This is a genomic window from Pseudomonas sp. PB103, from assembly GCF_009764635.1.
GTDB lineage: Bacteria > Pseudomonadota > Gammaproteobacteria > Pseudomonadales > Pseudomonadaceae > Aquipseudomonas.
This window is the reverse complement of sequence record NZ_RWIL01000123.1, coordinates 1-12,710: the sequence shown is the minus strand read 5'-3', so window position 1 is coordinate 12,710 and position 12,710 is coordinate 1. Positions and strand designations below refer to the sequence as shown.

General features: G+C 60.4%; 11 protein-coding genes. 2 read left to right on the top strand and 9 right to left on the bottom strand.

What is annotated here, in order from left to right; all coding sequences use genetic code 11:
- Window position 1: 1 nt before the first annotated feature.
- Window positions 2–1,003 (bottom strand): acyltransferase, encoded by a 1,002-nt coding sequence (locus EJA70_RS21650; RefSeq protein ID WP_158833392.1) that lies wholly within the window; start codon window positions 1,001–1,003, stop codon window positions 2–4.
- A 141-nt stretch (window positions 1,004–1,144) separates the two neighbouring features.
- Between EJA70_RS21650 and creD the strand changes: the two genes are divergently transcribed.
- Complete coding sequence (gene creD, locus EJA70_RS21645) at window positions 1,145–2,515, top strand: cell envelope integrity protein CreD (RefSeq protein ID WP_158833390.1); 1,371 nt, start codon at window positions 1,145–1,147, stop codon at window positions 2,513–2,515.
- A gap of 208 nt (window positions 2,516–2,723) precedes the next feature.
- Here the strand turns inward: creD and EJA70_RS21640 are convergent, their stop codons facing one another.
- From EJA70_RS21640 to EJA70_RS21605, 8 genes are all read right to left on the bottom strand, one after another.
- A complete protein-coding gene (locus tag EJA70_RS21640; protein ID WP_158833388.1) occupies window positions 2,724–3,353 on the bottom strand; it encodes a glutathione S-transferase in 630 nt (209 codons plus the stop codon).
- Window positions 3,354–3,562: 209 nt separating this feature from the next.
- Window positions 3,563–3,742, bottom strand: coding sequence for a hypothetical protein (locus tag EJA70_RS21635; protein ID WP_158833386.1), 180 nt, complete (start codon window positions 3,740–3,742; stop codon window positions 3,563–3,565).
- Window positions 3,739–4,869: a PepSY domain-containing protein gene (locus EJA70_RS21630; RefSeq protein ID WP_158833385.1), complete on the bottom strand. Its 1,131-nt coding sequence runs from the start codon at window positions 4,867–4,869 to the stop codon at window positions 3,739–3,741. Before EJA70_RS21630 ends, EJA70_RS21635 begins: the two co-directional genes overlap by 4 nt.
- 74 nt (window positions 4,870–4,943) lie before the next feature.
- Window positions 4,944–7,382, bottom strand: coding sequence for a TonB-dependent siderophore receptor (locus EJA70_RS21625; RefSeq protein ID WP_158833384.1), 2,439 nt, complete (start codon window positions 7,380–7,382; stop codon window positions 4,944–4,946).
- A gap of 231 nt (window positions 7,383–7,613) precedes the next feature.
- Entirely contained in the window at window positions 7,614–8,588 is a 975-nt protein-coding gene (locus EJA70_RS21620; RefSeq protein ID WP_158833383.1) for a FecR domain-containing protein, read from the bottom strand.
- Window positions 8,585–9,061: an RNA polymerase sigma factor gene (locus tag EJA70_RS21615; RefSeq protein ID WP_256677716.1), complete on the bottom strand. Its 477-nt coding sequence runs from the start codon at window positions 9,059–9,061 to the stop codon at window positions 8,585–8,587. Before EJA70_RS21615 ends, EJA70_RS21620 begins: the two co-directional genes overlap by 4 nt.
- Window positions 9,062–9,306: 245 nt before the next feature.
- Window positions 9,307–10,014 carry a PolC-type DNA polymerase III gene (locus tag EJA70_RS21610; protein WP_158833381.1) on the bottom strand — a complete coding sequence of 236 codons (708 nt, stop codon included), beginning with the start codon at window positions 10,012–10,014 and terminating at the stop codon, window positions 9,307–9,309.
- Window positions 10,011–11,951, bottom strand: a complete 1,941-nt coding sequence (locus EJA70_RS21605; protein WP_158833380.1) for a DUF294 nucleotidyltransferase-like domain-containing protein — start codon at window positions 11,949–11,951, stop codon at window positions 10,011–10,013. Before EJA70_RS21605 ends, EJA70_RS21610 begins: the two co-directional genes overlap by 4 nt.
- A gap of 252 nt (window positions 11,952–12,203) precedes the next feature.
- Here EJA70_RS21605 and EJA70_RS21600 point away from each other — a divergent pair, with 252 nt between their 5' ends.
- Window positions 12,204–12,650, top strand: a complete 447-nt coding sequence (locus tag EJA70_RS21600) for a response regulator (RefSeq protein WP_158833378.1) — start codon at window positions 12,204–12,206, stop codon at window positions 12,648–12,650.
- Window positions 12,651–12,710: the final 60 nt, after the last annotated feature.

The window sequence follows — 12,710 nt, the reverse complement described above, 5'->3', positions numbered from 1 at the left end:
GTCAGGGCTGCGTGGCGGCCAGCGCGCGCTTTCGTCGATGGACAAACTGCAGCGCCGGCTGCTCGACCAGGCGCCACGAAATCGTGGCCAGCACAATCACGATCAAGGCCGACACGAGCATCGACGGAACAAACGTCAGTGAGGTCTTGTTGATGATCAGTTGCTGCACCGGGAAGGCGTACAGATACATCCCGTAGGAAATATCGAATCGTCCGCGCAGGGTTTTGTCGACGTACAGCAAGCCCAGGCTCAGGGTCGCGAGGCACAAACCCAAGGTCGCCAGCACGCTGGCCAGCGGCGTGCCGACGCTGAAAAATATCAGGCCTGCCCCAGTCACCAGCGCGATTGCCAGCACGCGTCGATCGCTCAAGTATTGCTGGTTGAAGGCAATCACTGCGCCGGCAAAGAACGCGATGCCGGCCGCGCTGTAAACCGCCAGCTTTTGCGCCAGCGCGCCAGGCACGTGATTGCCCAGAACGTAAGTCGCCACGCCAAACGCAGCCAGCAACACCCACGGCATCAGTGCTCGTCTGTACATGCCCAATGCCAGCGCCAGCAACAGGTAAAAGCCGAACTCGATCTTCAGCGTCCAGAGGCTGCCGTTGAAGGATTCGCTGACAATAAATCCCTGGGTGATCGGTTCAATGTTGGCCCGCCCGAACACCGAGATGCGCAGAAAGTCGAGCAGGGCGCCGAAGCCCGTGACATAGCCGTCGGCAAACACCGCCCCGGCGAGGTACGTCATCACAAAAGCGCAAAGGATCAACGCCGGGAAAATGCGCGCCACGCGCTTGCCCAGATAATCGGCAAAGCTGCGCGAGTTGAGAAAGCTTTGGCTGATCAGCAGGCCGGAAATCGAAAAGAACGCCGTCACGGCGATACCGCCCAGCGAGTTGTAACCGGCAATGCCCGGTTCTTCCAGGCCCGACAGGGCAAAGTGATGGCTGACCAGCACCATCAACGCTGCCAGGTGCCTGATCAAATCGAATGAGTTGTTGCGCAACGTGATCGTCCTTTCTCTGAGCACTGCCCCGTAAATGGGAAAAACCTTTTACAGGTATTTCCACGCAAATCCCACACAACCTCCATCACAAAACCATACAGCGCTCGCAGACTCGCCCCATTCCAACAAGGGAGCGACCTTATGAACCGAAGTCTGGCACTGAAACTGGGGGCGATTGCCCTGCTGATCCTGTTGTTGCTGATTCCCCTGCTGATGATCGATGGCGTCATCGACGAGCGTCAGCAACTGCGTGACGGCGTACTTGAAGACATCGCCCGCAGCTCCAGTTACAGCCAGCAGGTAAGCGGGCCGGTGATGGTGGTGCCGTATCGGAAAGTGATTCACAACTGGAAGATCAACGACAAGACCAATCAGCGCTACGACGATCCACGCGAAGAGCGCGGGCGTCTGTATTTCCTGCCGGAACGTTTCGAACTCGATGGCCAGGTGCAGACTGAACTGCGCGCCCGGGGTATTTACGAGGCGCGGCTGTTTCATGCCGACAATCGCATCGACGGGCATTTCTCGTTGCCGGCGCAATTGGGCATCAAGGAAGACTTCACTGACTATCGGTTCGATGCGCCGTTTCTCGCTGTCGGTATCAGCGACATTCGCGGAATCGAAAATGCCCTGAAACTGGAGTTCGAAGGGCAGCGCCTGGACTTTGTGCCGGGCACGCAGGTTGGCTGGCTCGGCGAAGGCGTGCGCGTGACGTTGCCGCTGCTCGACACCAGCAAAAACACCGAACTGGCCTTCGCGTTCGACCTGCGCCTGCAAGGCACCGGTTCATTGCAAGTGCTCCCTGTGGGCAAAACCAGCAGTGTCAGCCTCAGTGCCAACTGGCCGCATCCAAGCTTCATCGGCAACTTCCTGCCGGCGAAGCGTGAGATCAATGATCAGGGCTTCAACGCGGACTGGCAGACCACGTTCTTCTCCACCAACTTGCAGGACGCGATGAGCCGTTGCGTGGCCAGCAATGACTGCGCGGCGTTCAATGGTCGCAGTTTCGGCGTGAGTTTTATCGATCCGGTGGATCAGTACTTGAAGAGTGACCGGGCGATCAAATATGCGCTGCTGTTCATCGTTCTGACGTTCGCCGGTTTCTTTCTCTTCGAAGTGCTCAAAAGCCTGGCGGTGCACCCGGTGCAGTACGCATTGGTGGGTGTCGCGCTGGCGTTCTTTTATCTGTTGTTGCTGTCGTTGTCGGAGCACATCGGCTTTGCCCTGGCGTATCTGCTGTCGGCCAGTGGTTGCGTGTTGTTGATCGGGTTTTACGTTTGCCATGTGCTGCGCAGCGTGCGCCATGGCTTGAGTTTTTCGGCGGGGCTGGCGGCGTTGTATGGGCTGCTTTATGGATTGCTCAGCGCCGAGGATTACGCCTTGCTGATGGGCTCGCTGTTGCTGTTCGGTCTGCTCGGCGTGTTCATGGTGCTGACGCGCAAACTGGATTGGTACGGAATAGGGCAGAAACCCGCAGAACCATTGGAGTTTGATGTGGGGGCAATGCAATGAGCCGGTCGCTGGGGTTGCGTGAGGATCAGCGCTGGAAGGATGAATTGATGACGCGGATTATCGGCTATTTGCCTGTGGAACCGAGTTGCCGCCATCGCTGGCAAGCCAGCTCCCACGGGGTTTGTGGCGGATCGGTGGTTGGTGTCATCACCGATTCCATTGTGGGAGCTGGCTTGCCAGCGATGAGGCCGGAGCAGGCGCCAAAAAACTAAGGCTTGGGCATGGTCGCGATCATGGACGGTCGCTGACTCACTTCAAAAAACCAGTTAGCCAGTTGCGGGTTGGCCTCACGCCAGCCCAGATCCGGGAAGCGCAGATCAAGGTAGCCCAACGCGCAGGCCACGCTGATCGCCGCCACGTCAAAGTGGCTGGTCAGCTCGGCAATCGCGTCGTTCTCCAACAGATTCAGGGCGCGGCGGATCTTCTCGCGTTGGGCCTCCAGCCATTCGTCCCAGTGCTTTTCCGGGGCACGCAGCACTTGTTCATAACGCACCATCACCGAGGCGTCCATGATCCCGTCGGCCATCGAGGCGAGGGTCAGACGGCGCCAGCGAGCCGAGCCTTCGCGCGGGATCAGCGGGTTGCCGACATGTTGATGGTCGAGGTATTCGAGGATCACACGGCTGTCATGGATGACGTTGCCATCGGCCAGGCGCAGGGCCGGAATTTTGCCCAGCGGGTTGTCGGCGTTGAGTTCAGCGCTGGGGCTGACCGGGCTGAGCACACAGTCTTGCAACGCGACACGATCCTGCTGGCCGGTCTCGTGCAGCAGTACCATCACTTTGCGTACAAACGGGGAGAGCGTGTTGTGGTACAGGGTCATGCTGGGGGCGGACATTGGCAAACCTCGGTGATCGTCGAAGAGCAGGAGGTTAGCCTAGCCACAACCTCTGTGGCTGGCGAGGGAAATGATGGTGCCTTGGCGATCGCCATCGCTGGCAAGCCAGCTCCCACAGTGTTTTGCAGTGAACACAAATTTCAGATTCAGCGTAAACCCCTGTGGGAGCTGGCTTGCCAGCGATGAGGCCATCACCGACAACACAAAAATCACCGGCGCTGCAGCAATCCCCTGAGCGCCAGAAACGCCGGCACACCCAGCCCGACCCAGCTCAACGCATCCCAGATCCCGTCACCCAGCAACGCCGCAAACAACCCCGCCGCACTGAGCAGCGCTATCACGATCGGCGTGCTGAAGACTTTCCAGAAATTCGACTGACGCGGTTTCATGCAGACGCCTCCGTCGTTTCCAGTAGCGGTTTGGCGGCCTTGCGTCGCACCACCCACAGGTACACGCCACTGCCGAGGACGATGATGGTCAGTACATCAAGCGTGGCCCAGAGGATTTTCATCGGCATGCCGCCGTAGTCACCAAAGTGCAACGGTTGCGACATACCCATGGCGTCCATGTACCACGGGCGTTCGGCGACGGCGGTGACCTGCAAAGTCGTCGCGTCGATCAGCACCGGCGTCAGCAGATGCGAGGTCAGGTGCGTGCCGCCCTTCATGAACACCGAGTAATGGTGCTCGCTGGAAAACCGTGTGCCGGGGAAGGCAATGAAATCCGGCTTCATGCCTGGCGCGACTTCAGCGGCGATGTCGAGCAAACGTGTGGCTGGCGCCAGGTGCGTCAGCGGCGGGGCATCGCGGTATGGTTCGATCAGCGCGGTCAGTGCATCGTTGCGCCAGGCGGCAATCAGCAGGTCGGCGCAGGCGCTGATCACGCCGGTGACGCCGACGACCAACGCCCACGTCAGCGTGACCACGCCGATCAGGTTATGCAGGTCGAGCCAGCGCAACCTCGTCGATTTGTCCTGGCGCACGGTGCCGAATTTCAGCCGGCGCATGAACGGCAAATACAGCACCGTCCCGGACACGATGGCCACGACAAACAGCAAGCCCATGAACGCCAGCAGCAACTTGCCCGGCAGCCCGGCGAACATGTCGACGTGCAGGCGCAGGATAAACAGCATCAAACCGCCGTTGGCCGACGGGGTTTCCAGCGCTTCACCGGTGCGTGCATCAAGCATGAAGGTGTGCGAGGAGTTCGGTTCGGTGCCGGCGGTTTTTGCCATGATCGCGAACGCCGCGTTCGGGTCTTCATCGTCGTAACCGAAATACTGCATGACTTCGCCCGGCCGATGTTTCTGTGCGGCATCCACCAGTTGCTGCAGATTGAGCTGCGGCGTGTCGGCCGGCATCTCCCGCAGTTCCGGGGCGTTACCGAGGAGGTGGTCGATTTCATGGCTGAAAATCAACGGCAGACCGGTCAATGCCAGCATCAGCAAAAACACGGTACAGATCAGGCTGGTCCAGGTGTGGATGAACGACCAGCGACGAATTGTTTTACTTTTCATTTCATGACCTTCAAAAACACCAAAGCCGTCCCCGAGGGACGGCCTGGTAACAGGGCCTGTTTCAGCTCAGTCGCTTACCACTTGTAAGTGGCACTGGCGACGACGCTGCGCTGGTCGCCGTAGTAGCAATAGAAACCGTCGCAAGTGGAAATGTAGTCCTTGTCGAACAGGTTGGTCGCGTTGACTGCCAGCGACGCGCCTTTGAGGCTGTTGTCCAGACGGCCGAGGTCGTAATGCACGCTCGCGTCGAACACGGTATAGGCATCCGCCTTGCCCAGCCAGGTGTTGCCTTTGTCGCCGTAGGTGTTGCCGGTGTAACGCACGCCGGCGCCAACGCCGAAGCCATCGAGCACGCCGGTGTGCCAGGTGTAGTCGGTCCACAGCGAGGCTTGCTGGTTCGGCATCAGTTGCAGGCGGTTGCCCTTGTCGACGCCTTTCTGCACTTCGGACTTGGCCAGGGTGTAGGCGGCGATGACTTTCAGGTTATCGGTCACGTCGGAGACTGCTTCCAGCTCCAGGCCTTTGACTTTCACTTCGCCGGTCTGGCTGGTGATGGTCACGTTGTTGACGATGGAATTGACCGAAACGTTTTTCTGGGTCAGGTCATACACCGCAGCGCTGAGCAGGGTTTTGCTGCCCGGCGGCTGGTACTTGATACCCAGTTCCCATTGCTTGCCTTCGGTCGGCTTGAACGAGTCGGTCGAGGTGGCGTCGGCGCCGCTGGTGGGCTGGAACGATTCGGCGTAGGACAGGTACGGCACAAAACCCGAGTCGAATACGTAGCTGATCGCCGCGTTGCCGCTGAACGCCTTGTCACGCTGGGTGTTGGTGGCGTCGCCCTTGTTGATGAACTGCGTGCTGGTGTGTACCCAGTCTTCACGTCCGCCGAGGGTCAGGCGCCACTGGTCGAGGGCCATCTGGTCCTGCACGTAGAGACCGGTCTGGGTGGTCTTCTGGTCGTAATCGTAAAACGCGCTGGAGCGCGGTGGACGCACGATGGTCTGGCCGTAGATCGGGTTGTTGACGTTGATGCTCGGTGCGGAGCCGAAGATCGAGGTGTAGTTGGTGTTGCTGCGCTGATGATCGAGACCCAGCAGCAGCGTGTGGCGGATGTCGCCAGTGGCGAAATCGGCCTGGAAGTTGTTGTCCACGGCGAATTGGCTGATGTCTTCATCGACGTTGGTGGTGCCGCGGCCGACATTGCCCTGATCGTCCACGGTGAAACCGGCGAACGACGGGTTGTAGCTGTTGACGGTGACGGTCTGGAACGCCAGATCCGACTTGGTGTAACGCAGGTTCTGCTTGAACTGCCAGACATCGTTCAGGCGATGTTCGAAGGCATAACCGAGCGCGTAGTAAGTGCGGTCGTAGTAGTCGTAGTCCGGATCACCGAGGTTCTTGTGGTGAGAGATCTTGCCGAACGGCATGTCGATCTTGGTGCCCTGGATCGGGTAGAACTGGCTGGTGACGCCGGTATCGTCGCGGGTGAACTGCGTGAGCAGGGTCAGCCTGGTGTCGTCGTCGATGTTCCAGGTCAGGCTCGGCGCGATGTTGTAGCGCTTGTTTTCGATGTGGTCGATCTGCGTGTCGCTGTCGCGCACCACGCCGCTGATGCCATACAGGAACTGGCCGGCGTCATCGATCTTGCCGGTGCTGGCGAAGTTGATCTGACGGTGATTGTCGCTGCCGTACTGCAACTGGATTTCGCTGCTGGCTTCGGCGCTCGGCCGGCGGCTGACCATGTCGAGCAAACCGCCTGGCGGGGTCTGGCCGTACACCGACGACGCCGGGCCACGGAGCAGGGCGAGGCGGTCGAGGTTCCAGGTTTCCGGTTTCGGGTTGGCGTACACACCACGTGGCAGCGGCAGACCGTCGAGGAATTGGGTCGGCTCGAAACCGCGCACGCGCAGCCAGTCGATGCGCGTATCGCTGCCATAGCTGCTGGCGGTGATGCCCGGCATGTAGCGCACGGCGTCATCGAGGCTGTGTACGCTGCGGTCGTCCATTTGCTGGCGGGTCGCAACCGAGATCGAGCGCGGTGCTTCGACCAGCGCGGTGTCGGTCTTGGTGCCGGCGGCGGTGCGGGTGGCGGTGTAGCCCTCAACCGGGCCCCAGGCGCTTTCGGTGTTTTCGACGCCGATGATCGCGGTTTCCGGCAGGGCCATTGCGCCGTCAGGCACGGCGACCAGGCTGTAGGTGCCCGCGCTGCTTTGCTCCAGTTGCAGACCGGTGCCGCGCAGGGCCGCACGCAGGGCGCCGGCCGCGTCGTACTGGCCGCTGACCGGTGCCGAGGTCTTGCCCGCCGCCAGCGCCGGATTCAGCGACAGCGCGAGGCCGCCCTGGCTGGCGATCTGGTTCAGGGTGGTCGACAGCGGTGCGGCCGGCAGGTTGTAGGCGCGCACGCTGGATGCTTGTTCAGCGGCGAGCAACGGGCTGCTGATCAGCGGTGTGCTGAAAGCAATGGCGACGGCCAGCAGACTGGGGCGCAACAAGGTGTCTAGCGAACGGGACATACGGCGGCTCCTGAATGGAAATATTTCTCAATTGCCTGTGTGCCGGATGAAACTCGAAAAGTGATAGGGCTGGATGAAAATAATTTTGATTTACTGAAAGTGGAGGCTACTGCGGCCTCATCGCTGGCAAGCCAGCTCCCACAGGTTTCAGTGCTGTTCACAAAATTGATATTCACCACAGATCCCTGTGGGAGCTGGCTTGCCAGCGATGGCGGCCGCTCAGCCACCCGATCATTCAGGCTTGGAATCAGCCTTCGCGACCGTCACCCAATACTGTGTGTGCTGCTCGATCTGCACCGGAAGAGTGGGCAGCAGGGCGTTTAGGGCTTTATCGGTGTCATGCAGCGGAAAGCTGCCGGTAATCCGCAAGTCCGCCACTTCCGGCGCCACGCCCAAGTGTCCGCGTCGATAACGCCCGAGCTCATGCACCAGATCGCCCAGCCGTGCGTTGTCGACCACCAGCATGCCGCGCGTCCAGGCATCGGCGCCGGGGTTGAGGGCGACAATCGAGCCCAGACCATCGCTGCGCAGCAGCACTTGTTGGCCTTCGCGCAGGATCTGTTCTTCAGGATTGAATTGCGCGTGGGCCGCCACCGCCGACTGCAACACGCTCAGGCGTGTGCCTTCGTCCTCGCGCTTGACCAGGAAGCGCGTGCCCAGGGCGCGCATGCTGCCCTCGCGGGTTTCGACAATAAATGGCCGCGCATCGCCGTGGCCGGTTTCGACCAGAATCTCGCCTTCCTGCAACACGATCAGTCGGCGCTTCTCATCGAAACGCACATCCACTGCGCTGTGGGTGTTGAGGTTGAGTACGGTGCCATCGGCCAGGCGCACGGTGCGTTGTTCGCCCGTGGCCGTACGCTGATCGGCGAGCCAGTAGTCCAGCGGCAGCCACCGTTCACTGGCGAACAGCCCGAGACCGACGATCACCACAACGCTGGCCAGCCCGCTGCCGAGCTTGCGCACTCGCCGGCGAATGCCTTCGCGTGATTGCAGCAGTGCATTGCGCGCCGGGCCTTTGGCCACACTGAAACGTTGATCAAGCATGCCCAACTGGCGCCAGGCGCGGGCGTGTTCTTCATGCGCCGCATGCCATTTGGCGAACTCTTCGCGTTCCAGCGGGCTGCTCGAATCGAGGGTCAGTTGCCAGGCAATCGCCGCGTCCAGCACATGCGCCGGGACGGGGCGGGAACTGGCCGGGCTCACGTCGGCTCACCGTACAGGGCGATGTAGCACTGGCGAATGCCTTGCGCCAGATATTGGCGCACGCGCGGTACCGACACGCCGAGCCTGGCGGCGATCTCGGCGTGGCCGAGGCCGTCGAGGCGGTTATACAGGAACGCGGCGCGGGCCTTGGTCGACAGTTTGCCGAGCAGGCGGTCGATGGCCTTGAGGTCTTCGAGGATCAGTTGCTGTTCTTCTATAGAAGGCTGTTCACCTTCAGGGATCAGCATCAATTCGGCGAGGTAGGCCTGTTCCAGCGCGGCGCGACGGAAGTAGTCGAACAGCAGGCCCTTGGCGATCGCCACCAGAAACGCTCGTGGCTCGCGGGGTGTCAGCAACTCGTCGCGGCCGAGCAGGCGCACGAAGGTGTCCTGACTGAGGTCTTCGGCACGTTGCGGGCAGGCCACGTTGCGCCGCAGCCACGTCAATAGCCAACCGCGATGGTCGCGATACATCGCACCAACAAGTTCACTGTGAGGGCTTGGGACTGACGACACCGGGCATCACCGATTGGGAAATATTAACTAACGCGAATTGTTCGCGATTCTGGCAGAGGTGGGAATGGTTAGCAATTGGCCACTGGTCAGGTGACACGTTTGGATAAACCTGTAGGAGCTGCCGCAGGCTGCGATCTTTTGATCTTGTTTTTGCAGATCAAGGTCAAAAGATCGCAGCCTGCGGCAGCTCCTACAGGGGGCTTTTAGAAGGAGGGGGCTTGCTGGCGGCGCTTCCACTGGCTCAACCGCTGCTGCAAATTCAACGGGCTATGAATCTGCTGCCCCCGCGCCCGGCTAAACAGAATCAACGCCAACTCCGCCGTGGCCAACGCATCGGCGCTCGCGTTATGCCGTTCAAACACCTCCAGCCGAAACCACTCGATCCACTCATCCAGCCCCGCCTCGCGAATCTGCGCTTGCGGGCACACCAGCGGCGCAATATCGGCGACATCCACAAACACCTGCTGCAACTTGTGCCCCAGATGTTCCTTCAGCGCGCGCCCGAGCATGTGCTGATCGAACGGCGCATGAAACGCCAGCACCGGGCTGTCGCCGATAAACTCCAGCAGCTCCAGCAACGCCTCGGCAGGCTCGCTGCCGGCGGCAATCGCATTCGGCCCCAAGCCGTGAATCAACACACTGGGGCTGAGCTTCAACTCGCGGCATTGCAGCGTGCGTTCGAACTGCTGGCTGAAGTCGATCGCGCCGTCCTCGATCACCACCGCGCCGATCGACAGCACGCGATCCTTGTTCAGGTTGAGCCCGGTGGTTTCCAGATCCAGCACCACCCAGCGTTGCTCACGCAGGCTGCAGTCGCTCAGCTCGGTGATCACCGGCAGCTTGGTCAGACGCTGCTGCAACTCCGCCGGCACCACCGGACTCGCCGGGCGCAGCCACGAAAACAGGCTCATAGCTGATACCGCAAGGTCAGGCTGCTTTGCAGGCGTTGCGCCTGACGCAAGGATTCGCGGAGGATGCGCCGGTCCAGGTGATTGAGGCTGTCGGGATCGACACGGTTGGAGTACGGCAAATTCTCGCGGGTCTGCAACTGATGCTGTTGCATGCGCGTCTGCTGAATGAAGTGATACGCCTCTTCATAGGCCGCACCATCCAGGCGCTCGATGACTTCTTTGTCGACCAGTTGCCGGAAACGTTCGAGGGTATTGTTGGCGTCGATACTGTTGGCTAACGCCAGCAAGCGTGCGCCGTCCACAAACGGCGTCAGGCCCTGAACCTTGAGATCCAGCGTGGCTTTTTCGCCATTCTTGCGCGCCAATACGAACTCACGGAAACGCCCCACCGGCGGACGGTTGCGCAAGGCGTTCTCGGCCATCATGCGTTGGAACAAACGGTTGTCGCCGACCTGATCAAGAATGCCCTGGCGCAGTTGTTCGCAGCCTATTTCATCGCCCCAGACCACGCGCAGATCGAAATAAATGCTCGACCCGAGCAGGTTCTCCGGCGTCGCCTCACGAATAAACGCCGCAAAACGCCGCGCCCACTCCGCCCGCGACAAACACAGCTCGGGGTTGCCGGCCATGATGTTGCCTTTGCACAGGGTAAAGCCGCACTGCGCCAGGCTCTGGTTGATCTGCTGGGCGATGGGCAGCAGCTTGCCGCGAATTTCTGCGGCATGCGCCGCATCGCGGGCATCGAACAGAATGCCGTTGTCCTGATCGGTGTGCAGCGTCTGCTCGCGGCGGCCCTCGCTGCCGAAACACAGCCAACTGAACGGCACGCCAGGGTCGCCTTTTTCGGCGAGGGTCAACTCGATGACCCGGCACACGGTGTGGTCGTTGAGCAAGGTGATGATGTGGGTGATCTGCGTCGATGAGGCGCCGTGGGCGAGCATGCGTTCGACCAGTTGGCCGATCTCGCCGCGCAGGGTCACCAATTGTTCGACCCGTTGCGCACTGCGAATCGTCCGCGCCAGATGCACCAGATCGACCCGTTGCAGGGAAAACAGATCGCGCTCGGAGACCACGCCGCACAAGCGTTGATCCTTGACCAGGCAGACGTGAGCGATGTGCCGTTCGGTCATGGCAATCGCCGCATCGAACGCGCTGTGATCCGGCGACAGATAGAAGGGCGCGCGGGTCATGTGGCGTTCGATGGCTTCGCTGAAATCACCGATGCCTTCGGCCACCACATGGCGCAAATCGCGCAGGGTGAAAATCCCCAACGGCGCCTTGTGTTCATCCACGGCGACGATGCTGCCGACCTGTTGTTCGTGCATCAACTTCACTGCTTCACGCAGCGGCGTGTCCGGGCTGCACGTCACCGGGTGACGCATGGCCAACTCGCCCAGGCGGGTGTTCAGCGAATACTGTGTGCCGAGGGTTTCCACGGCTTTCTGCTGCACTTGCTGATTGACCTGATCAAGCAGGCTGCTGACCCCGCGCAAGGCAAAATCACGGAAGGCGTTGGAGAGGGCGAACAGTTTGATGAATGCCAGTTTGTTCAGTTGCAGGCAGAAAGTGTCTTCGCCGGCCAGATGCTCGGTGCGCGTCGCGCGTTCGCCGAGCAGGGCGGCCAGCGGAAAACACTCGCCGGTGGTGATTTCAAACGTGGTCTCGGTGCCGGGTTTGGTGATGTGCTGGCGTTCGCCGACCACCCGGCCCTGCTTGACGATATAAAAGTGTTCGACCGGGCCGTCGACGGGTTTGATGATGCTCTCGCCCTGAGCGTAAAACCGCAGCTGACATTGCTCCACCAGATACGCGAGGTGGGCATGTTCCATCTGATTGAAGGGCGGGAAGCGCTGGAGGAATTGCAGGGTGCCCTGAATGTTCTGCAATACCGCGGTTTTCCCTGCCTGGGTGAAGGCGTCCGCTTTACTCATAACCATTACCGCAGTCTTTTTCGAATTGTTGTTGTCGGATCGTTACGGCCATGGTCGGCCCCTACGGACAGGGTGCCCATTGGACGTAAGTCTAGGTTTTGCCACCATTGGCGAAGTTTCGGAGATGCCCTACGCAAACAGTCGGAAATTCCCTTGGTTACCCCCTTGGAAAAAAATCCGACGAAGTGCACATTGAAGCTCTGCCCAGCGATGTCTGACCACTTGCCAAGGGACTGTTTTGAACACTTAGAGAACGCCATGTCCGACCACGATATTTTGAGCGATGCCGAGCGAGAGGCGCTCAGCGCAGTAATGCTCGAACCCGACCTGCCGCCGCAGCGTGTACTGATCGTCGATGACGACAAGGACGCCCGGGAGCTGTTGTCGGAGATTCTCGCGTTGGACGGTATTCGTTGCATGACGGCGGCCAGTGGCGAGACAGCCCTGAAGATGCTCGCCGAGAAACCTTCGATTGGCCTGGTGATCACCGATCTGCGCATGGGCAATGTCGATGGCCTGGATTTGATTCGGCAGGTACGCGAATCGGTGCGGGCGGCGATGCCGATCATCATTGTCTCGGGCGATGCCGATGTGAAGGACGCGATTGCGGCGATGCATTTGAGCGTGGTGGATTTTCTGCTCAAGCCGATTGATACGGTGAAGTTATTGGCGTTGGTGAAACATGAATTAGGTATCGAGTCCTGAGGTTTGAAGATCAAAAGATCGCAGCCTTCGGCAGCTCCTACAGGTGATCTCATGTAGGAG